The organism is Pseudoalteromonas sp. MMG007 (genome assembly GCF_018100985.1).
Classification (GTDB): domain Bacteria; phylum Pseudomonadota; class Gammaproteobacteria; order Enterobacterales; family Alteromonadaceae; genus Pseudoalteromonas.
The window spans coordinates 48,061-70,896 of the sequence record NZ_JAGJEI010000011.1 but is presented as its reverse complement, the minus strand read 5'-3'; the positions used below and the strand labels follow the sequence as shown (position 1 = coordinate 70,896).

The window sequence follows — 22,836 nt, the reverse complement described above, 5'->3', positions numbered from 1 at the left end:
TAATGAAATTAGTGCCTAGATACACAGACATAGCAGATAACTTTGCGATAGAGGATAACCCATCGAGTGTTGCTGCTCCGCAGTTGCTATTGTGGAATGCATCGTTAGCTGAGCAGTTTAATATAGATATTGAGCCGCAGCTGCGTGCTAGCACTTTTGCAGGCAACGAGCCGCAATCTGTAAAGGCAGTGGCATTGGGTTATTCTGGGCATCAGTTTGGACACTTTTCACCACGTTTAGGTGATGGGCGAGCGCATTTGCTTGGTGCTATTAGCGACGATAAAAATCAGCTATGGGATATTCAACTAAAAGGCTCCGGCGCTACGCCTTACTCTAGAGGGGGCGATGGACGCTGTGCATTAGGCCCTGCAATTCGTGAATATATTATGAGTGAGGCCTTACATGCGTTAGGTATTAAAACCACGCGCTGCTTAGCTGTTGTAGGCACTGGGGAAGCGGTTTACCGTAATCCCCCTCAGCCAGGTGCAATAGTTACTCGTTTAGCAAGTAGTCACATTCGAGTTGGCTCGTTTCAATATTTAGCTACCCAGGGGGATACTGAAGGCCTTAAAAAGCTTGCTGATTTAGCTCTTGAACGCCATTACCCTGATATTAGCGCAACCGGTCCTGAGCGTTATTTAGCTTTTTTAGATGCAGTAATAAAAAATCAATTAGCGTTAATAATTAGTTGGATGAGGGTAGGGTTTATTCATGGTGTTATGAACACCGATAATACCTTAGTCAGCGGTGAAACTATCGATTATGGCCCGTGTGCGATGATGAACGTATTTGATTTTGATACTGTATTTAGCTCAATCGATAAGCAAGGGCGCTACGCCTTTGGTAATCAACCCAACATAGCCAGCTGGAACTGTGCACGGCTAGCTGAAAGCCTTATACCGCTCATTAATGAAGACGATGAGCAAGCCGTAAGCTTAATGACGCCAATAATCAGTCAGTTCTCAATGTTATTTAACGAGCAATACAACCAAATGTGGGCGCAAAAGTTAGGGTTAGTTGGCCACGATGATAATGACGTAGAGCTGGTAAGTAAGTTATTACTTGTACTTCAAGAGCATAAGCTTGATTACACTAATACTTTTGATGCCCTCACTGAGTCATTTAAAGATGAATCTGTAATACCTGAGCCATTAACGCAATGGGCACAGCTTTGGAAAAGCCGAACAAATAACGACTCTTATAAAATTATGCGAGCTGCTAATCCTCGAGTGATCCCACGTAATCATATTGTTGAAACAATCTTAGATGACTATGCAAACATGGGAGCTAGTGAATTACTAAAACCGTTCATGGAAGTGCTTAGCGATCCATACTTCACTAGCAAGAACATAGCACAGTATCAGGAAGCACCTAAAGAGGATAAAGGTTACCGTACATTTTGCGGTACTTAAGTGCGGGGTTAACCTATAAGTATATGATTATAAATGGCCATATTTGTTTATACAGTACTATTTTTGACGTTAAATAGTGTTCATTGATTGAGCAATGCATGTTCAAGTGCTAGTATTCGCGACCGTAAAGCCAAGTAAGTTTTTGTGTATATGCAGTGCATATAGTTTGAATTCTCTTGTATTAGCTTACAAGTGAGCGATTTTAAATAAAACCACTATATTTATTGTCTTCAGGCTAGGTAAAGCATTTAATCTCACCTACAATAAACGATTGGATGTCGTCATAGACCGTTGAAAAAATTTATAAACTTTATTTTTCGTTAAGTATCGATTAACAAAGGCTCAGGTAGTCTGTAAAACACTGGTTGAGCTAGAATTGATTAGCTACAATTTATTGGTTGTTAAAATGGGAAGAAAACAATGAAATTAAAATCACTTACAATTGCAATCGCGTTGGCTGCAACTAGCGCATCTACTTTCGCTGCTGATAAAGAAGAAGGTTTCTACCTTGGCGCGTTTGGCGATTACTACGACGCATCTTGGAAAAACATGCGTGCTCAAGCTGGTCTTGATGTAAACGAGTCAACTGGCTGGGGTGTAGAAGCAGGTTACCGTTTCAGCGATTACTGGAGCGCACGCCTTGAGTATGCAGACATGGACTTTAACGCGTTTGATAAAGTTGCTGGCAACCGTAATAATATTGACGGTGAGCGTTACGGTATTGATGCGCTTTACCACCTTGACGGCGGTCCTTTCTACGGTCTATTCGGTATTAAAGAAATGGACGTAGTAGATGACAACACATTCTTAAATGCAGGTGTTGGTTACCAACACTTCATTACAGACGGTTTATTCGTAAACGCTGAAACTTCTGTATATCAAGGTCTTGATAAAGGTTACACCGATGTTGGTGCTAAAATTGGTATCAACTACCTGTTCGGTCAAAATTCTGCACCTGTTGAGCCAGTGCAACCAGCTCCTGACGTTGTTGAAGTAGCTGTTGCGCCTGCTGATAGCGATAATGACAATATTTTAGATGCCGATGATAAGTGTCCAAATACACCGATGGAAGATGCGGTAGACGGCACTGGTTGTACTTTATACGAAGATCGTGAAGTAACAACAAGCTTATTAGTTACTTTCCCGCATGATTCTGCTGAAGTAGGTTCACAATACTTCACAGATATTGCATCAGTATCTGAGTTCTTAAAAGAACATACTGACACAACTGTACTGCTTGAAGGTCATGCTTCAGCTGTAGGTGATGCAAACTACAACAAAACGCTTTCTAAAAAGCGTGCTGATGATGTAGCTGCAGAACTTGTTAAAGACGGCATTGCTGAAGACCGTATTACTACTGTAGGTCTAGGTGAAGAGCGTCTTAAAAACACAGCTAACACTAAAGCTGCACACGCAGAAAACCGTCGTGTAGAAGCACATGTAAAATCTATTGAACGTGTAAAAGTTAAGCGTTAATAGAAATTTACTAAATCTTGAAACCCAGCCATGTGCTGGGTTTTTTTATGGATAGGATAAAGTAGACGCTTAATCAAATGGTAATGATTATTACTTAACAAGTATTCACGAAAATAGATTTTATCAAAGCCACTATTCATAATATTTATAGTCGGTATAATCAGTTGCTTAGTTGGATGGATTTTCATCTAATCATAAAAGCTTTATAATCACGCGTTAGAATACTATAAGTATTGGGTAACTTATTTGCGCATGAAGAGCTACCGAATACTTTCACGTCACCAAGAGGGCAATATTGTGCTACAAGAATATCGTAAACACGTAGAAGAGCGTGCCGCGTTAGGTATCGTACCAGCGCCACTAGATGCTCAGCAAACGGCTGATCTAATTGAACTAATCAAAACGCCACCGGCAGATGAAGAAGAGTTCATCCTAGATTTATTAATCAACCGTGTACCGCCAGGTGTTGATGATGCCGCGTATATTAAAGCAGGCTTTTTAGCGGCAGTTGCAAAAGGTGAAGCTCAGTCTCCACTAATCTCAAAAGAAAAAGCAGCTGAGTTATTAGGTACAATGTTAGGTGGCTACAATATCGCTCCTATGATTGAACTTCTTGATGACGAAGCACTTGCGCCAATCGTAGCAAAAGGTCTTTCAAACACATTATTAATGTTTGATGCTTTCTATGATGTAGAAGAAAAAGCAAAAGCAGGCAATGCATATGCTAAACAAATCATCGAGTCTTGGGCTGCAGCTGAGTGGTTTACTAATAAACCAGCAGTAGCTGAAAAAATCTCAGTTACTGTATTTAAAGTAACTGGCGAGACAAACACAGATGATTTATCTCCTGCACCAGATGCATGGTCACGTCCTGATATCCCACTACATGCTTTAGCAATGCTAAAAAATGAGCGTGATGGTATTGTTCCTGATAAAGCGGGTGAAGTAGGTCCAATCACTAAATTAGAAGAGTTAAAAACTCAAGGCTTACCACTTGCTTACGTAGGTGACGTTGTAGGTACTGGTTCTTCTCGTAAATCTGCGACTAACTCTGTACTTTGGTTTATGGGTGATGATATCCCATTTGTACCAAACAAGCGCGTTGGTGGTGTATGTTTAGGTAACAAAATAGCGCCTATCTTCTTCAATACAATGGAAGATTCTGGTGCATTACCAATCGAATTAAATGTTGATGAGTTCAACATGGGTGATCAAATTGATATTTACCCATACGAAGGTGTTGTTAAGCGTCACGGTACTGATGACGTTATCTCTACTTTTGAACTTAAATCAGACGTAATTTTAGATGAAGTACGTGCCGGCGGCCGTATTCCACTAATCATTGGTCGTGGTTTAACAGACAAAGCACGTACATCTCTAGGCTTAGGTGCAACTGACGTATTTAAAGTACCAGCGGTAACTGAAGCGTCTGATAAAGGCTTCACACTAGCGCAAAAAATGGTTGGTAAAGCATGTAACGTTGAAGGTATTCGCCCAGGCCAATACTGTGAGCCTAAAATGACCACTGTAGGTTCGCAAGATACTACAGGTCCTATGACACGTGATGAGCTTAAAGACTTAGCATGTTTAGGTTTCTCTGCAGATTTAACAATGCAGTCATTCTGTCATACTTCTGCTTACCCTAAACCAATTGACGTAAACACTCACCATACGCTTCCTGATTTCATCATGAACCGTGGCGGCGTTTCACTTCGCCCTGGTGACGGTGTAATTCACTCTTGGTTAAACCGTATGTTATTACCAGATACTGTAGGTACTGGTGGTGATTCACATACACGTTTCCCATTAGGTATTTCGTTCCCAGCGGGTTCAGGTGCAGTAGCGTTTGCAGCAGCAACAGGTGTTATGCCGCTTGATATGCCTGAGTCTATTTTGGTTCGCTTTAAAGGTGAAATGCAACCAGGTATAACTTTACGTGACCTAGTACATGCAATCCCTTACTACGGTATTAAGCAAGGCTTATTAACAGTAGAGAAAAAAGGTAAAATCAACGAGTTCTCTGGTCGCGTACTAGAAATTGAAGGTGTTGAGCACTTAACTGTTGAGCAAGCGTTTGAATTATCAGATGCATCAGCAGAGCGTTCAGCAGCAGGTTGTACTGTTAAGCTTTCTAAAGAGTCTATCAGTGAATACCTTGAGTCAAACATTGTTATGCTTAAGTGGATGATCTCTGAAGGTTACGGCGATGTACGTACTATTGAGCGTCGTATTACTGCAATGCAAGAATGGTTAGCTAACCCTGAACTTATGGAAGCTGACGCTGACGCAGAATACAAACACGTTGTAGAAATTGACCTTGCAGAGATTAAAGAGCCAATCCTTTGTGCTCCAAATGACCCTGATGACGCACGTTTACTTTCTGATGTTACTGGCGAGAAAATTGATGAAGTATTCATCGGCTCTTGTATGACTAACATTGGTCACTTCCGTGCTGCTGGTAAATTACTAGATGGCTTTACAGGTCGTATCCCAACACAGCTTTGGGTTGCTCCACCAACTAAGATGGATAAAGATCAGCTTACTGACGAAGGTTACTACGGTATCTTTGGTCGTGTTGGTGCACGTATCGAAACTCCAGGTTGTTCACTATGTATGGGTAACCAAGCACGTGTTGCAGATAAAGCAACGGTTGTTTCAACCTCTACACGTAACTTCCCTAACCGTTTAGGTACAGGCGCAAACGTATTCTTAGCATCAGCAGAGCTTGCAGCAATTGCTGCTATTTTAGGTAAACTACCTACACCAGCTGAGTACCAGGAATATGCTGCGAAAATCAATGCAACGGCTGCAGATACATACCGTTACTTGAATTTCCACCGTATGCCTCAGTACACTAAAAAAGCAGACAACATAATTATTCAGCAAGCTGTATAATTTAAACCTGTTTTAAAAAAACCCGCTTAGGCGGGTTTTTTATTAGGTTTATTTAATTTGAATAGTTCATGTTTTAATAAAGTTATATTGAATTAAATATAGCCACCAGTAACTTTTTAGATGAATAATAAAGCAAATATTCCTCCCCACATGCATTAAAATCTCTTTTAATATTCTCATTATTTTAAGCGAGATTTTATGACTGCATTAAACAACCAGAATTTACTGCAACTACGTTTTGTTAACCAAGCAAATATTGATTTGGTTAAGCCTTCTTTTGATAACCTGCCTGCTAACCCTTATGCAGATGGTGAATTTCGTAAACGTCGTTACTCAGTAATTAAGTTTCAAAATGGTGAGCTTAAACTACAAGCTGCCAAAGCATTTGTTCAAGACGATTCTATTAACACCTTTCAGGGTAATGTTGAGCGTACTTACGAAAACCTAGAGCAAAGCTTACTAGAGTCTCAAGGTATGCAAAGTATTGTAAGTGAGTTTTGTGAGCTTACCGGTATAGATGAAGACCGTGATATTGAAATACACCAATTTAGAATGCTAGCAATTGATAGCGACACGCCAGCCGCGCCTGAAGGTGTGCATCAAGATGGTTTTGACCATGTATGTATATGCGGTGTTTCGCACGAAAACCTGGAAGGTGGCGAGCTACTTGTATATGAAAACAAGCAAGCTGAACCATGTTTTAAAATGGAAATTAAAGACGGAATGTTTGCGCTTATAAACGACCGTCAAGTGTGGCATAACGCCACACCAATGAATAAAATTGATGCCAGCAAATCAGGTTACCTTGATTGCTTTGTACTTACTTCTTAAGGAATAAGCATGAACATAGCGCAATTACGTGAGCAGTTTCCGGCATTAATGCAAAGCGTTAATGGTAAATCGCCGATATTTTTAGATGGTCCAGGTGGCTCTCAAGTGCCGCAGTCAGTGCTTAATGCAATGTCTGCTTATTTAGGGCATTACAACTCAAACCTAGGTGGCGCATTTTTTTCAAGCGATAAAACGGTAGAGCTAATGGCAAATGCTCGCCAAGCCGCAGCAGATTTACTCAATGCACCAAGCGCACAAAATATTGTGTTTGGCCCTAACATGACAAGCCTTACCTTTAGCTTTAGCCGAGCTATTTCGCGCGATTGGCAGGTAGATGATGAGATCATTGTTACTAACGCGGATCACTTCTCAAACGTATCATCTTGGCAGCAAGCCGCAGAAGATAAAGGCGTTAAAGTTAATACGGCTTTAATTAACGAAGCTGATTGCAGCTTAGATATGGCTCAATTTGAAAGCTTGCTTAACAGTAATACTAAACTAGTGGCTGTTACTTACGCTTCAAATACCACAGGCTCTATAAACGATATAAAACGTATTATAGAGCTTGCTCACGCTGTAGGCGCTCTAGTTTATGTTGATGCCGTACATTACGCACCGCATGAGCTAGTTGATGTGCAAGCGCTTGATTGCGACTTTTTAGCCTGCTCGGCGTATAAGTTTTTTGGCCCACACTTAGGTATGGTTTACGGTAAAAAGGAGCACCTTGAAGGGTTTACTCCTTATAAAGTTGAACCTGCTAAAGATGTAGCGCCTGGTCGCTGGGAAACTGGAACGCAAAGCTTTGAAGCAATGGCTGGCTTTATTGCCGCTGTTGATTACATTGCTGCAATTAGTGAGCTTGATGACAGCCACACTCGCCGTGAAAAGCTAACCGTGGCTTTTGCTAAAACTAAGCAACACGAAATGGCGCTCAGCGAGCACTTTTTAACACGCTTGGTCAATTACCCGCGTATTAAATTGTTTGGTATTGACGATTTTGACCGCTTAAACGAGCGTACACCTACGTTTGCTTTAACCTTTGAGGGTTTAGAGCCTCGCCAAGTATCTGAGTTTTTAGGTAAGCAGCATATTTGTGCATGGGATGGTAATTTTTACGCGCAAGGCTTATGTAAGCAGCTTGATGTTCTAGATAAAGGCGGTGTGGTACGCATTGGATGTATGCATTACAACACAGTTGAAGAGCTTGATAAGCTGTTTGATATGTTTGACGAGCTACTTGGTTAAAGTACTCGCCTACTAAATATATAAAAAGCCATAAGTGTTACTTATGGCTTTTTTATTAGCTTAGCTTTTAGGTGTACCATATATTTGCTCTGCACGGTTAAACAATACCCAAGAAGTTAAAATATACTTATCGTTTGATATTGGCTTATTGCCTCTATGTGTATGCGTAAAGTAGCCAGGGGCTATCACCAGTGTGCCTTTTTTAGGGGCTATTTTTCGGTTTTGGTAGTAGAACTCCGTTTCACCACCTTCTTCTACATCGTTTAAGTAAAACATAAACAATAATACCCGGTGCAGCGCATCATTATGTTGTAGCTGTGGATATACCTCACTGTGCCAATAAGGATAACCTCCCTTATTTACCTCGTATTTTTGAGCCTGAATATTACCCAACCTAAAAATTTGCTGTACTAGAAGTGGCAGTTGCGGTTTACCCACTTCTTCGAAATTTTCTTGCGTTAAATCTACAATTTCTCCCGTTTTAGGATGATAAACCTTTAAGCCAAACGCACCAATCATCATAAAAATATGTTCTTCAATATAGTTAAAAACATGCTGTGCAGTCGTTTGTTGTATATGTTTTAATTGTTGTTCGTACTCAAGGTGGCTATTTAAATGTAGATCGTGGCTGTCTTTCTTTTTTAGATCGACACCGCCGGATGTTACCCCTTGTTTTATATGCGGGCTTTGCGCAAAAGTAGTAATAAAGCTATCGCAAAAGTCATCGCTTAATGCGTTGTTGTATACGCGAATAAAGTCCGTCATGGTTAACCTTTATATAATTATTATTGGATTGATATGTTTATTGAAAAAGTGATGCCGCGATTTAGCGAAACAGATGCACTCGGACACATTAACAATACCGTACTCCCCGTTTGGTTTGAAGCTGCTCGTGTCCCTATTTTTAAATTTTTTACACCAGATCTAAACCCACACGATTGGAAGCTAATTATTGCTAAAATAGAAGTATCGTTTGTAGGTGAGCTATTTTATGGCCACGAGATCACTATTAAAACGTCTGTAGAGCATATAGGCAATAGCTCTTTTGTACTTAAACAAGAGGTATTTCAGCACGGTAAGTGCTGCGCAATAGGGAAAGCTGTTATGGTCAGGTATGACTTTGCAGCTAAAACTAAGCAAGCACTAAATAAAGATGAAAAAGCATTATTGGTCCAGCATATAACTTCAGAGTAATAACTTAGCACAAGGCTAATTTTTAGTAATAATCGCCTGATTCGTCATATTTTTAGCATAATAGAATGATAGATTACCTCTTTTAAGGACAACGGCTAGTCTACGGTCGTTTTTTACTTCGATATGAAGAGGTTATGAAAGGCATTTTATGATCGTCGAATCTATTTTTGAAAAGTTATATACCGAGCACAAAATTGAACTAAATCGCAAAGTACGTAACTTTTTTGGCGAGAGTCTTAGTGATCACGAAGACTTAGTGCACGAAGCATTTAGTAATATACTATCGCATCAGGATATTGATAAAATAGAGTTTCCAAAAGCTTATCTGCTTCGTTCAGCGATTAACATTGGTTTGAATTATCGTTCCCGCTTTAAAAACACCCAAAACTTTTTAGACGATACCCGAGATAATATTGATGAACCACTGTGTACGCAAAGTAACCCTGAAGATCTATGTAGCATGCATTTACGAATAGAATATATTTCAGATGCGATGAATACGCTTACAGATAAGCAGCGAGACCTGGTAGTGCGTAATCGAATTCATGGTGAAACATACCAGCAAATACACATAGCTACAGGGTTCAGCCTTGGAGATATAAGTCGGCAAATGCAGCGTGCGACTGAGCAGTTACATCAGTATATAAATACAAAAAATGCTTAACTAGCATACGCTGGCGAGTATAGGTATTTGCTAATAGTTTTAAATTGCCCAGTAGGGTTAAATATTACTTTGTATCGCAAAGATGTAGCAACTAAATTCGACGTGCTTAGCGCTGAAATAGTTGCTTTTAATAGGTAGGTTACATGTCGTATAAGCTAATTAATAGGCAGAACCATTGAAGGTTGCCTGCCCTGGCCATTAATGACAAGCTGATTAGGTGAAAACTCAATGGTACTAAATGCTGTCGAGTCTGTATCAAGCATGGCATGAAAAGTCACAAAATGAACACCGTCTTTTTGCGCATAATTACCTACGTGATTATGGCCATTAAACCATGCTTTTACTGTCGAATACTGGCTGATAAGGGTAAGCACTTCTTGAGCATTCCAAAGATTGTGGTTGTTTTCAGGGTAAATCGGAAAATGGCTTAACAACACCACAGGCTGTTTTTGTGTTTGTGCGGTGTTTAGTTTTCTTTCTAACCACTTTAACTGCTTTGCTCCAATGGCGCCGTTCCAGTCTTCATGGCCTTTATATTTAGTGTTAAATAGGGCGATATTTCGCTTATGCCTTTTACTGGTTTTAGGCCACCCATATGTACTCACGTCGTTACCATCTAGTGCGATGAAGAGCCAATTGTTTATTTCAAAACTATAATAGCGCGCGGGCATGTGTAAAGTCTCAGGAACACGCATTTTCAAGCTATCATCAATGGAAAATTCATGGTTACCTAATACATGATAAAGCGGAGTGTTTAGATCGGAAGATATTGTATTTAATACGGTAAAATTTTGAAAGTCGCGGTCAATAAAATCACCTAAATGCAGCACACCCGATAAAGGTAGCGTATTAAACTGCTCAACAGCAGTGCTTAACTTATCAGGGCAAGATGTATAATAACGAGTGCCTTTATTGGCTTGTTCAGCGTATTGGCAATCGGCAATTACACCTAAAGTAAACGAGTCGTTTGCAGCTGCAGATGAATAATTAGCCAGAAGCAGTAAAAAATTAATGAGTAATAATACGGTATATTTTTGCATGGTATTTATCTTTTTATTTAAATAGTGAGGTAACTAAACTAGTCACCTCACGTTTAGGTTAGTTGCTAGAACGGCACTCACGTAAAGCGGATTTCCAATTAAAAAAAGATGAATAAGCATATTGTGCACCTAAGTACGCAATTAATTGCCCGTTTTCATTTACTCTAAACCCGCTCGCGCCATCAGCACCGGGATCGGTTGGCCCTGCTGCGCTACCTAGCGTAGTTTGTACTGCTGGTTCTAAAGTAGACACACTAAAAGCGGTATTGTCGTTAAAGCTTACTGGGTAAGCGCTAAGCTGATTATTTCCAATGTTTGCCCCACAAATATTACCTCCTGTATAAGAATGCACAACGTACCAATTATTTGCATTATCTTGAATTAGCTGAGCATTTTGACCAACACTATTACAAGGGGTATTTTGAGCTGTTTGATAGCTATTAACACGTTCAAAAGCATTTATATCAATATTGCCCTCTTGTGGTGTGTTGTATTGGAATAAGCGTTTGGAATCAGCTTTATAAGCGACCCCTTTTGCTTCACCCATATGGTGAAGTATGAGCCAGGTGGTGTCATCTACTTGAGCAAGCCATACATCAGTAATTTTATTTAACTCCGTTTGTATTAATTCAGCGCTTTGCCCTAAATCACTTGTTGAATTAAATCTTCTTACGCGAACTTTTATTTCGTTTTCTGAGGCAATGAATAAATAACCTTCGTCTTTATTATTGGGGGCTGGAAGCCATGCAATACCCGATGGATGTTGCTCAGAAATGCGTATTTTATCGCGCAGAGGCAGTGTAGTGTCACTTTTAATAACATCGTTATTATTAAAGACAGACTGTTTTGCATCAAAGGTTAATATTTGTCCTAAATCACCACTACTGGTTTCTGAGTGTGCAATGAAGGCGGTATGCGAACCATTACTCCATTTATGTGATAGTTCAAATGCTTGATGATGATCACTGATTTCGAATACATGATCGTTTTGTGTATCCGCTTTAAAATCCTGACAGTCATTAGCCAAGGAGTTAAAGGCTTGTGATATTGAGGAGTTTAATTTTGGCTGTACATAAAAGTCGTTAGCTGAACAGTACCCCGTATTGGTTAAGCCACATACAAATGATATCGCGAAGACTTTTCTATTCATGATTGTTCCTTTTACTGGTTAAGCACAGGCTGCTATAGCAGCCTGTATTGGTAGTTGAACTAGAATTTATACGACACACCTAGCGCAAAATTACGGCCACTTTGTGAGTAGGATTGGGTTCTGTGATCGAGGAATTGACGAATGACTTCGTCTGTTAAGTTCGTCGCTTCAAAAGTCACTTTTACTTGCTCTGTAATATTCATAAATGATTTGAAGTCAACAAATGTTGTTTCATCGTATCCGGCAACAATATTTTGCTCTGAGCCTTCGCCTGTAATGTATTCATCGCGGTAAGAGCTTGATAAGCGCATTCCCCAAAGAGGAGTTTCATAATAGAGGGTAAAATTATGAGACAGTTCAGATAAACCCGGCGGAGTTACGCTGATACGCTCGCCCTCGTTAAACAAAATGGTTTCGCCATCAGCAATGGTTACATTACCGAGCATACCTAAGTAATTAAAGGGTTCGGGTAAAAAGTCAAAGTCCATTTGAAACGCAACTTCTAAACCCGTTACATCGGCTGAATCGCCATTAATGGGTTGCGATACAGTAAATTCAGATTGGGCATTAATACGAGGATCAAAGTCTAAAAATTCTAAAGGGTAACCAGTTTGCTCATAAGGTAACGTTACCGATTGTTGAACAATAAATGACTCCATATCTTTATAAAACAAGGCAATAGCCAAGCTTGACGAGTCGCCATAAAATTCAAAGGATGTTTCAAATGAATCGGCAACAAAGCGTTCTAAATTGGGATTACCCGCACTAATAAACTGATCGGCCACACCGACTTGTCCGGCAGCCTTTAGTTGGTCTAAATTAGGGCGCGAAATATTACGATTAGCCCCAAACCTTACAAGCCATTGCTCAGAAATATCCATAACTACATTTAGACTTGGCAGGATATCGGAGTAAGTATTGTTAAATGTTATTTGCTCAAATCCAGAGCCGTTGTTCACTTCACCGCTGGAGGTTTGATCTGTTTCGTACCAGCGCACACCAATGTTACCTCTAATTGGTAAATCGTTTAGTTGTGTATTGAAAAGATATTGTGCATAAAGACCAAGGGTATCCTCTTCTATTTGATACACAGTACCTGGACGATTATGTGAAGCGTCAAGTTCTCGGCTTATCAAGCTTGTCGCTACAACACGGTCAAATGTTGCTTGGTTATCAGCAATTGCATAGTCGTGTAATACCGGTATATCGGTTATTTGAAATACAGCCTCTGGTGCATTGGGGTCATTTTCCCAATCGACTCGGTCTCTGCGCTCAAAGCCATCTGACTGGTAGTTTTTAGATTGCGCACCAAATTTAAAAGAGTGGATATCGTCTAATTCGTAATTAAAATCAATTTGATATGTAGTGTATTCGTTACTAATTTCATCTTCTCGAACATCAGTGCGCATAAGCGCCCATTCGTTTGTGTTTGTTATGTCAAAATCATATGTATTTTGACCGTAACTCGCATTGCGCCAGTCCACTGAAAAGGCATGATCTACTGCTTCACTAAATACTTTGTCGTGAATCGGCTGAGTAAAGTCAGATTTTGAAAAGCCAATCAATGCAGAAGCGGTTAATTTGTCGCTAAGCTCAAATTCACTGCCTAATGATATTTGGTAAAAATCGGTTTCTCCGTAGCTTACTTTTGATTCAGTTCGTAAATCGAGTCCCTCAAATGACGCATACACTAAGTCGTCACCGTCAATAGCGGCATCAACGAGTAATTGGTTAGCTGTTACGTCACCAGTAAACGCATTGGTACCGGCTGTTGAGAGTTGATTTTCAACGCGATCGTTAGAGAGTTTCCCGTATAAAATATCTAAATCAAACGAGAGTGCATCAGAAGGCTGCCATTGAAATGCCGTAGTAATACCAGTGCGTTTCCGGGTGTTTGCCCATGAAGCGATATTATTTGCTCGGGGCACAAATACGCGGTCGTTTCCTGTTGCATTGACTAAACGAGAAGCTATATCGCTATCAACGCTTGGCGCAACATTGTCAGCACCAAAGCTTGCTTGTCGCCAAGACCATACATGATAGCCTTCTTCAATCGTATCAACTTGCGAATATGCAACAGATACCAGCGCGCCAAAATCTCCCCACGTATTAGACAAAAGTGCTGCAAAGCGTGGGTCTGAATGCTGCGTTCTATCGTTATAAATTCCTTTTACGCTTACAGCACCTTGCAAACCCTCTTCTGAATTATCAAATGGTTTAGCCGTGTGTAAATCAACGGTACCTGCAATGCCGCCCTCATCCAATGACGCATCGTAAGATTTATACACATCAACGCGATTAAATAACTCTGATGCAAAGACACTAAAATCAAAATCTCGAGTACGCGAAGCGCCGCCACGTTGATCAACACCAGAATCACTTGTAAACAGTGCTTCCATGCCGTTTAACCTGGTACGAGTGAAGTTCGGGCCTAACCCACGTAACGATATTTGACGTCCCTCACCTGAGTCGCGAGAAATAGATACCCCAGGAACACGTTGTAATGACTCCGCTAAATTAGCATCTGGGAACTCACCAATGTCCTCTGCCAGTATGCTGTCTTGTGATCCCGTTGCATTTTTTTTCAGCTCCTTACTACGGGCTAAGTTTGTACGGTAGCCCGTTACCGTGATCGCTTCCATTTCTTGCTGCACTTCATCATTTTGAGCTGCCTGTATAGGATTACTTGTGAGTACAACCGTGCCAGTTACTGCGCTTATTAGGACGTTCAATTTAGTAAGTTTAAACGGGATCATAGTTCCTTTCTTCTCTCAGTTAGTGTTGTTGAATACAAAAGTGACATGCATACGGCAATGAAGCTCAGTTACGTAATACAGCCATCAACTAAACAAAGTAGACGAGAGAATTTTCCAAATTAAGTACAGGTTTAATAAAAACTTAATAAATGAGGGGCGCTTATTCGCTTTAATATAAAACACTTTAAAGTGAAGTGATTTATTGGGTTAAAGTGTATTAACAGGTGTTGTGAGGGGATAAATAAGTGTAGCGACTGCAACGCGGATTAGGCAGTGCTATTAGCAAAATTACTGATGATTTTAGATTAGTTGATGCGTTTAATGTGGAATAAGCAAATGCGCTGCAATGTGCGCTTGTGTAGAACCTAAAAGCTATCGGCACACATAATATATTTATGTGTCAAAAAACTAGTCTAAACGCACTAAGCAGTAAAAATATTGCCCTTTGTTGTCATAAAAAGCTCACACTTATGAGTGAGCTTTTTATTTATATAGCACTACTCTTGTTGCAAGCGCTCGTAGAGCCAATCTTTTAACTCAGAGCGGTCATGCTTGAGCTGGTGCATTTGTTCATCACTGATTGGCGCATCTTTAAGTTCTAATACTCTTATTTCTTTGTCTAGCTTATCGTACTTATCTGCTTTTTTTGCAAACTCGGTATCGCTTTCATTTAGCTCTGCAATGGTATTTAAATACTGTGGAAAGTCATTAGTAAGTGAATGGTCTTCGCCTAACATATTCGCTCCTTAGTAGGAAAAATGAGTTACTTAAGTGAATTACTGTCTTGTCATATATTACTCTGGGGTTTACTCAATCATAAATCAACCATAGGAAGCTTAAATTGATATAGCGCAACGATTGCTTTGGATTTTGTTTAATAGCTACTTTAAAAGTAGATTAAGAGGATGATTTTTACGCTTCATTATCAATATTATTTTGAAACAGATTGTGTATATTGACTTATTATCATTTATAAAATGTATAACTACAATAAAGCCTCATTACAAAATTACTCATCAACATGTATCAGAGGCAATACCCATGAAAGCAATGACAATTAATAATTTTGGTAGCACTGAAGAATTTGTAGCAGCCGAGGTTGCAAAACCACACGTAACAAAAGGTAACGTGTTAGTTCGTATTGCTGCAACGAGCGTAAATACAATTGATATGATGATTCGTCAAATGGGGGCTGACTTACCCTTCGCTCCAGCATTACCAGGTATTTTAGGGATGGACTTTGCGGGTACCATTGAAGCCGTTGGCGAAGGCGTAACAGAATTTGCAGTAGGCGATGAAGTATGTGGTTGTGCGGGCGGCCTAGGCAATTTACCCGGTGCACTTGCTGAGTTTATACTCGCTGATAAGCGTTTAATTGCGCGTAAACCTAAAAACCTTTCAATGAAAGAAGCGGCGGCTATTCCACTCGTTGGTATTACTGCACTTGAAGGCTTAACACGTGCAAGTGTAAGTGCAGGGCAAAAAGTATTAGTACACGGCGGGGCAGGTGGTGTAGGCCATTTAGCAGTACAACTAGCTAAGCATTTTGGCGCTGATGTTTACTCAACAGGCGGTAACGCAGAGCAACTAGCCCTAATAGAAAGCTTTGGTGCGACAGGCATTAACTTTAAAGATGAAACCGTAGAGCAATACGTTGAAAAGCACACTAATAATGTGGGCTTTGACATGGTGTTTGACACGGTAGGCGGCGGTAACCTGGCTAACTCGTTTGCAGCAGCAAAGCTAAATGCGCAGGTATCTACAACGCTTTCTTTATTAGAGCTTGATTTAAGCCCTGTACATTTTAAAGGGTTATCGTTAAACGTCATATTTATGCTTATTCCAATGATCCACGACTTTAACCGTCAAGATCATGGCGACAAACTAGCAAAGCTTGCACAAATTGTAGAAGCAGGTGGTATGCGCCCAGTCCTTGATGAGCAAGATTTTACACTAGAAGAGACGGCAAAAGCGCATGACCGTTTGGCTAGCGGCCAAGCGATGGGCAAGGTCGTTATAAGCGTACAGTAATGTATAAAGGCCGGCTTTTTAGCCGGCTTCTTCACTAATCCTCATATTCCTTTAAAGGTAGCCAATTAACTTACAAACCTCATTTATGTTGACGAAATAATAGTGATAGAATGCAGCGCGTAGCACCACTTGCACAAAGTAAATGGTCGATAATTTTATAAGGTTTGTTGTGTAATGCTGTTAATGATCGATAACTACGATTCGTTTACTTACAACTTAGTGCAATATTTTCAGCGATTAGATCAAGACGTATTAGTAAAGCGTAATGATGAGCTAAGCGTTGCTCAAATAAAGCAGTTAAACCCACAGCATATCGTATTATCGCCAGGCCCATGTACACCTAACGAGGCAGGTGTATCACTTAGCGTTGTTGAGCAGTTAAAAGGGCAGTTTCCTATTTTAGGCATATGCCTAGGGCACCAAACTATTGCACAAGCATTGGGCGGCGATGTAATTAGAGCCAAAAAAGTAATGCACGGAAAAACTTCGCCTATAGTGCACACTAATAAAGGTGTATTTAAAGATTTGGTAAACCCATTAACTGTTTGCCGTTATCATTCGCTGGTGGTTAAGCAGCAAAGCTTACCGAGTGAATTAGAGGTAACAGCGTGGAGCCAAACCGAGCAAGGTGAGTTTGATGAGATTATGGGCTTACTCCATACCGAGCTTGCAATAGAAGGTGTGCAGTTTCACCCTGAAGCAATTTTAACAGAGCATGGTTTGCAATTGCTTGATAACTTTTTAACTCGCTTCTAATGTTACAATACAAAACGCATTTTATATTAATTGAATGGATGCCATGACTGAACTTGTAGCCCAGCAGCGAATTGCCAAAGTGTTAGACCAGCGAGCACATGATTTATTGCTTGGGCACAGCTTTGCACATCAGCAAATAGGGTTTATTCATACTCTTGATATAGATTACGGCGAACCAATGAAGCAACGCACCTTGTTGCAAGTAGAAGTAGCAGCACAGCAAAAGCGTCAGCAAAGTAGTACAGCACATCATAAATACCGTGCTCAAGCGAGTGAGCAGCTACATAAAGTCATTGAAACCGTTATTTTTAAAAAGCTTGAAGATATGGATGCTGTCATCCACAGCACCATAGGTATTGAAGACGGTATTGCCAATATTCTCGACATACTTGCGGTTAAATCGGCATCAGTTGGACGCCTTGAGCCCTTAGTTAATGATTTAAGTTGGCTAGGGCGAGAGCTTATTACATTAGTTAATTTGCCTTATTATCGTAATCAGCGCAGCAAAAACACTTCAGTTAAAGTAGATAGCCCATCATTAGCTCTTCGTTATATTGGGCTCGATAACTTACAGTTAGTAATACCTACATTTGCAGTGCGCCATTGGATGCCACACAGTACTGAGCCATTTCCTCTTTTAAAACGCAGATTGCGCGACAGCGCGATGGCTAATGCTATTGCAGCGCAAAAAATTGCAGAGCTAAATAAGGTAAACCCCATACATGCTTTTACTTTGGGTATGTTATTAGATGTAGGGCGAATTGCATTAGTCCGTTTATATTTAAAAACGTTTGAGCAGGTATGGCAGCGTAAAGTGCAACTAGCACGACAAGAGCAACAAAAAGACTTACACACCGCTTTATTAGAGTTAAAACCCGATCCGCTATTTTTAACTACTTTATTGAGTAATAAATCTATTGCGGTAAGCGCTAAAGTTATTGAGCAAATGGCGTTTAAGTATTTACCGTTTAAAGGGGTAATACAGCAACTTGTGCATGGTGTAGATAAAAATGATGAAATGTTACCTTTAACCGATATTATGCTAAAAGCACGCTGTTATTCGCATTATCTCAATCTAAAAGAGCACCAGCTAATAGAGCCTGATGAAATACAGGCGTGGTTTTCGCACTTTAAGTTCACTAAAACGGAACTAAAAACCCTCCAAACGAGCAATTTTACTAATTTAGCTATTCAAATTGACTAAAAATCTGAATTTTTTGTTAATTTTTTTGCGACTAATCATTCATCCTACACGCTTTCTTATAGTAACTTATTAGCGCTTAAAGCTAGCCGCAGTTCAATGCGCAGCCGCAAAGAAGCTAAAATGCGGTGGTTATTCACTTTGCTAATAGTTATTCACTATCTATGAAATAATATCCCAAGCCCTTTATTTTCAAGGGGTAGATGAAAGTTTTTAACGAGACAGTATTCATTTATTCTGAAATAATGTGCGTCTGAAAATTGAACCACAAAGCAATTTTGCGCAATTATCAGAGTCTGATTTTGCCTATTAAGTTGGTTACAAATATTAACCAAACACCTATTTTGATGTTTTGTGTTGCTCACAATTAAGAGGAAATAAAATGACAGTCAATCGCGAATTATTTGATCAAGTAATGGTTCCTAACTACGCACCTTCAAGCGTAATTCCTGTTCGAGGCGAAGGCTCTCGCGTATGGGATCAACAAGGTCGAGAGTTTATCGATTTTGCTGGTGGTATTGCAGTTAACTGTCTAGGCCATTGCCACCCTGCATTAGTAGGCGCATTAAAAGAGCAAGGCGAAAAAATCTGGCATCTTTCAAATGTAATGACCAACGAGCCGGCACTTCGTCTAGCTAAAAAAATGGTTGATGCGACATTTGCTGAAAAAGTTTACTTTGCTAACTCTGGTGCTGAAGCAAACGAAGCCGCACTTAAATTAGCGCGTCGTTTTGCACTTGATAAATTTGGCGCAGAAAAATCACAAATCATTGCATTCAACAAAGGTTTCCACGGTCGTACATTCTTTACCGTAACTGTTGGCGGCCAAGCGGCATACTCAGATGGTTTTGGTCCTAAGCCAGGTGATATCGTTCATTGCGATTACAACGACCTAGCTGCTTTTGAAAAACTAATTAGCGACAAAACATGTGCCGTAATGATGGAGCCACTTCAAGGTGAGGGCGGTATTGTTTCGCCAACTGATGAGTTTGCTCAAGGTGTTCGCGATTTATGTACTAAGCATAACGCTCTACTTATTTTTGATGAAGTACAAACAGGTGTAGGCCGCACAGGCGAGCTATACGCATACCAAGGTTTAAATGTAGTACCTGACATTTTAACGTCGGCTAAAGCACTTGGCGGTGGTTTCCCTATTGGCGCTATGATCACAACGACTGAGATTGCACAGCACCTTAAAGTAGGTACTCATGGTTCTACATACGGTGGTAACCCACTTGCATGTGCTGTTGCAGAAGCTGCATTTGATACTGTAAACACACCAGAAGTACTTGCTGGCGTAAAAGAAAAAGCCGCATTATTTAATGAGCTACTTGCAGCCGTTAACGAAAAATACAATGTATTTAGCGAAATTCGTGGCCAAGGTTTATTAATTGGTGCAGTAGTAAACGAGCAGTACATAGGCCGTGCTAAAGAATTTTTAGTAGCGGGTACTGAGCAAGGCTTAATGTCATTAGTGGCAGGCGCTGACGTAGTTCGTTTTACTCCTTCACTAGTTATTACTGAAGCAGATATTCGCGAAGGTATGGCACGCTTTGAAAAAGCAGTAGCAAGTGTAGTAAGCGCATAAACTACTCTAGCCAAGTAATTAAGGGCAAACCGTGTTTGCCCTGTAAATCCTATTTACCGTTATTTATAAGGGAGCAAGCGGACTCATGATGATCCTTCGCCCAATCCAGCAAAATGATTACTCAGCATTACTGAAAATTGCCCACGAATCAGGGCATGGTTTTACGTCTTTGCCTTTAAATGAAGAGCTATTACAAAAAAAGATTGACCATTCAGTAAGCTCATTTGCTAAACAAACGTCACAACCCGGTGACGAAGGCTACTTGTTTGTTCTTGAAGATAGCGAAACCGGTGAAGTAGTTGGCACATCTGCAATAGAAGCAGCTGTAGGCCTTGATGATGCGTTTTATCATTATCACTTAAGTAAAGTGATTCATTCATCACGCACATTAGACGTATACAAAGCGGTTGATATTTTAACGCTGTGTAACGACTACACCGGTGCAACAGAATTATGTACGCTATTTTTAAAAGATGGCTATCGTAAAAACTGTAACGGTAAACTACTTTCAAAAGCGCGCTTTATGTTTATTAAGCAACATCAGGCACGTTTTGCACAAACCGTAATTGCAGAAATGCGCGGTGTGTCTGATGAAAGCGGCAGTAGCCCTTTTTGGCAGTGGTTAGAAGAGCACTTTTTCTCAATGGACTTTCCTACAGCCGACTACCTAACAGGTATTGGCCAAAAGGTATTTATTGCAGAGCTAATGCCAAAGTACCCAATTTACGTAAACTTGCTAAGCAAAGATGCGCAAGCGGTCATCGGTAAAGTGCACGACAACACACGCCCAGCTATTGAGCTTTTAAAAAGCGAAGGTTTTACGTTTAATGGCTATGTAGACATTTTTGACGCCGGCCCAACGGTTGAAGCAAAAGTAGATAACATTGCCACTATTCGTAACGCACATAACTTTAAAGTTGAAATAGGCGAAGCGTCAGGCGATACCATGGTGCTTTTAGCCAACGAAAAGCTTGAAGGTTTTAGAGCAACCGTAGCGCCTATGTCTTATGACGACAGAGCAGACAGCCTTGTTTTATCGCAAGAGTTAGCCGATGCACTGCAACTGCAAGCTGGCGATACAGTAAGCGCAACCCCAGTTTAATTTAGGAGAAAGTATAATGACTCATCCTGCACAATTTATTAATGGTCAATGGTCACAAGGCCAAGGCACAGAATTTAACTCAGTAAATCCTGCAAATAACGACGTTATTTGGCGCGCATCATCAGCTACTGCCGAGCAAGTTGATTCAGCGGTTGGCGCTGCGCGTGAAGCATTTTACGCATGGGCTGATAAGAGCTTTAGCGAACGTTTAGAAATAGTTAAAGCATTCGCAGCACAATTAAAAGAAAACAGCGAAGAGCTTGCCATCACTATTGCACAAGAAACTGGTAAGCCACTGTGGGAAACGCGCACTGAAGCGGGCGCTATGGTTGGTAAAATTGCCATTTCTGAAAAAGCATTTTTAGAGCGCACAGGCGACGTAGAAAATGCAATGCCACTAGGGCGTGCCATGATCCGTCATAAGCCACATGGCGTGGTCGCGGTATTTGGCCCGTATAACTTCCCAGGGCATTTGCCTAATGGCCACATTGTTCCTGCGCTTTTAGCGGGTAACACAGTTGTGTTTAAGCCATCAGAGCTAACTCCAAAAGTTGCCGAGCTTACGCTTAAACTTTGGGAAAAAGCCGGTTTACCAGCCGGTGTTATCAACCTTGTTCAAGGTGAAGTAGAAACGGGCAAAGCCCTTGCTGCTCACAAAGGTATTGATGGCTTGTTCTTTACGGGTTCTTCGCGCACTGGTCATATTTTACATGAGCAGTTTGCAGGTCAGCCGGGTAAAATTTTAGCGCTTGAAATGGGTGGCAATAACCCGCTTATTATTACCGACGTTGAAGACACTAAAGCAGTTGTACACGATATTATTCAATCAGCATTTATTTCAAGCGGCCAGCGTTGTACGTGTGCACGTAAATTGTTTTTACCTAAAGGTAGCAAAGGCGATGCAATTTTAGAGCGCCTTATCACTGCAACTAAAGCCATTAAAGTAGGCAACTACGACGATGCAGAACAGCCATTTATGGGCTCTATGATCTCATCAGCGGCAGCTGCAGGTATGGTTAAAGCACAAAGCGAGTTAGTTGAACTTGGCGCTCAAGTATTAGTAGAGCTTGAGCACACAGCAAATACAGGCTTTGTAACGCCAGGTATTATTGAGTGTACAGCTATTAGTGATTTCCCTGATGAAGAACATTTTGGCCCACTTTTAAAAGTATTCCGCTTTGATAGCTTTGACCAAGCAATTGATAAAGCAAACGACACAACGTTTGGTTTATCTGCAGGCTTACTTAGCGACAGCGAAGCCGACTACGACCACTTTTTACGTCGTATTCGCGCGGGTATTGTTAACTGGAACCGCCCCATTACGGGCGCATCAAGCGCAGCACCATTTGGTGGTATTGGCGCGTCGGGTAATCACAGAGCAAGCGCGTATTACGCAGCTGATTACTGTGCATACCCAGTTGCTTCAGTAGAGCTTGAAAAAGTAGCGATGCCAGCAACACTAAGCCCAGGCTTAAAAATAGATTAAGTACTACTT

18 protein-coding genes are annotated in these 22,836 nt (G+C 40.6%); 13 read left to right on the top strand and 5 right to left on the bottom strand.

Features of this window, described 5'->3' with window-relative positions:
• The first annotated feature begins 2 nt into the window (after positions 1 to 2).
• The 5 genes from J8L71_RS13260 (at position 3) to J8L71_RS13240 (ending at position 7,859) form a co-directional block, all read left to right on the top strand.
• Positions 3 to 1,412 (top strand): protein adenylyltransferase SelO family protein, encoded by a 1,410-nt coding sequence (locus tag J8L71_RS13260; protein ID WP_211000947.1) that lies wholly within the window; start codon positions 3 to 5, stop codon positions 1,410 to 1,412.
• 420 nt (positions 1,413 to 1,832) lie between these two features.
• On the top strand, positions 1,833 to 2,888 hold the full coding sequence (locus J8L71_RS13255; protein ID WP_211000946.1) for an OmpA family protein: 1,056 nt from the start codon (positions 1,833 to 1,835) through the stop codon (positions 2,886 to 2,888).
• A 297-nt stretch (positions 2,889 to 3,185) separates the two neighbouring features.
• Positions 3,186 to 5,783, top strand: a complete 2,598-nt coding sequence (acnB, locus tag J8L71_RS13250) for a bifunctional aconitate hydratase 2/2-methylisocitrate dehydratase (RefSeq protein WP_211000995.1) — start codon at positions 3,186 to 3,188, stop codon at positions 5,781 to 5,783.
• A gap of 198 nt (positions 5,784 to 5,981) precedes the next feature.
• Positions 5,982 to 6,614, top strand: a complete 633-nt coding sequence (locus J8L71_RS13245; RefSeq protein ID WP_058549237.1) for a 2OG-Fe dioxygenase family protein — start codon at positions 5,982 to 5,984, stop codon at positions 6,612 to 6,614.
• 9 nt (positions 6,615 to 6,623) lie between these two features.
• The gene (locus J8L71_RS13240; RefSeq protein WP_211000945.1) at positions 6,624 to 7,859 is read left to right on the top strand and encodes a cysteine desulfurase-like protein; all 1,236 of its coding nucleotides are present in this window, start codon (positions 6,624 to 6,626) and stop codon (positions 7,857 to 7,859) included.
• Between the two features lie 60 nt (positions 7,860 to 7,919).
• Here the strand turns inward: J8L71_RS13240 and J8L71_RS13235 are convergent, their stop codons facing one another.
• The gene (locus tag J8L71_RS13235) at positions 7,920 to 8,624 is read right to left on the bottom strand and encodes a 2OG-Fe(II) oxygenase (RefSeq protein WP_211000944.1); all 705 of its coding nucleotides are present in this window, start codon (positions 8,622 to 8,624) and stop codon (positions 7,920 to 7,922) included.
• Between the two features lie 33 nt (positions 8,625 to 8,657).
• Here J8L71_RS13235 and J8L71_RS13230 point away from each other — a divergent pair, with 33 nt between their 5' ends.
• Both J8L71_RS13230 and J8L71_RS13225 read left to right on the top strand, forming a co-directional pair.
• The gene (locus J8L71_RS13230; protein WP_211000943.1) at positions 8,658 to 9,053 is read left to right on the top strand and encodes an acyl-CoA thioesterase; all 396 of its coding nucleotides are present in this window, start codon (positions 8,658 to 8,660) and stop codon (positions 9,051 to 9,053) included.
• A 148-nt stretch (positions 9,054 to 9,201) separates the two neighbouring features.
• The gene (locus J8L71_RS13225; RefSeq protein WP_211000942.1) at positions 9,202 to 9,717 is read left to right on the top strand and encodes a sigma-70 family RNA polymerase sigma factor; all 516 of its coding nucleotides are present in this window, start codon (positions 9,202 to 9,204) and stop codon (positions 9,715 to 9,717) included.
• Between the two features lie 155 nt (positions 9,718 to 9,872).
• Here J8L71_RS13225 and J8L71_RS13220 read toward each other — a convergent pair whose 3' ends face one another.
• From J8L71_RS13220 to J8L71_RS13205, 4 genes are all read right to left on the bottom strand, one after another.
• Entirely contained in the window at positions 9,873 to 10,757 is an 885-nt protein-coding gene (locus J8L71_RS13220) for a metallophosphoesterase (protein WP_211000941.1), read from the bottom strand.
• Between the two features lie 58 nt (positions 10,758 to 10,815).
• A complete protein-coding gene (locus tag J8L71_RS13215; protein WP_211000940.1) occupies positions 10,816 to 11,907 on the bottom strand; it encodes a hypothetical protein in 1,092 nt (363 codons plus the stop codon).
• A gap of 59 nt (positions 11,908 to 11,966) precedes the next feature.
• A complete protein-coding gene (locus J8L71_RS13210) occupies positions 11,967 to 14,663 on the bottom strand; it encodes a TonB-dependent receptor (protein ID WP_211000939.1) in 2,697 nt (898 codons plus the stop codon).
• Between the two features lie 497 nt (positions 14,664 to 15,160).
• Positions 15,161 to 15,400, bottom strand: coding sequence for a YdcH family protein (locus tag J8L71_RS13205; RefSeq protein WP_211000938.1), 240 nt, complete (start codon positions 15,398 to 15,400; stop codon positions 15,161 to 15,163).
• A gap of 304 nt (positions 15,401 to 15,704) precedes the next feature.
• On the opposite strand from J8L71_RS13205, the gene J8L71_RS13200 reads away from it, so the two are divergent.
• From J8L71_RS13200 to astD, 6 genes are all read left to right on the top strand, one after another.
• The gene (locus J8L71_RS13200) at positions 15,705 to 16,694 is read left to right on the top strand and encodes a zinc-dependent alcohol dehydrogenase family protein (protein WP_211000937.1); all 990 of its coding nucleotides are present in this window, start codon (positions 15,705 to 15,707) and stop codon (positions 16,692 to 16,694) included.
• 174 nt (positions 16,695 to 16,868) lie between these two features.
• Positions 16,869 to 17,450: an aminodeoxychorismate/anthranilate synthase component II gene (locus tag J8L71_RS13195; RefSeq protein ID WP_211000936.1), complete on the top strand. Its 582-nt coding sequence runs from the start codon at positions 16,869 to 16,871 to the stop codon at positions 17,448 to 17,450.
• Positions 17,451 to 17,493: 43 nt separating this feature from the next.
• A complete protein-coding gene (locus J8L71_RS13190; RefSeq protein ID WP_211000935.1) occupies positions 17,494 to 18,654 on the top strand; it encodes an HDOD domain-containing protein in 1,161 nt (386 codons plus the stop codon).
• A gap of 379 nt (positions 18,655 to 19,033) precedes the next feature.
• The gene (locus J8L71_RS13185) at positions 19,034 to 20,239 is read left to right on the top strand and encodes an aspartate aminotransferase family protein (RefSeq protein ID WP_211000934.1); all 1,206 of its coding nucleotides are present in this window, start codon (positions 19,034 to 19,036) and stop codon (positions 20,237 to 20,239) included.
• A gap of 85 nt (positions 20,240 to 20,324) precedes the next feature.
• Positions 20,325 to 21,341 carry an arginine N-succinyltransferase gene (gene astA, locus J8L71_RS13180; protein ID WP_211000933.1) on the top strand — a complete coding sequence of 339 codons (1,017 nt, stop codon included), beginning with the start codon at positions 20,325 to 20,327 and terminating at the stop codon, positions 21,339 to 21,341.
• Positions 21,342 to 21,357: 16 nt separating this feature from the next.
• Positions 21,358 to 22,827, top strand: a complete 1,470-nt coding sequence (gene astD, locus J8L71_RS13175) for a succinylglutamate-semialdehyde dehydrogenase (RefSeq protein WP_211000932.1) — start codon at positions 21,358 to 21,360, stop codon at positions 22,825 to 22,827.
• The last annotated feature ends 9 nt before the right edge of the window (positions 22,828 to 22,836 follow it).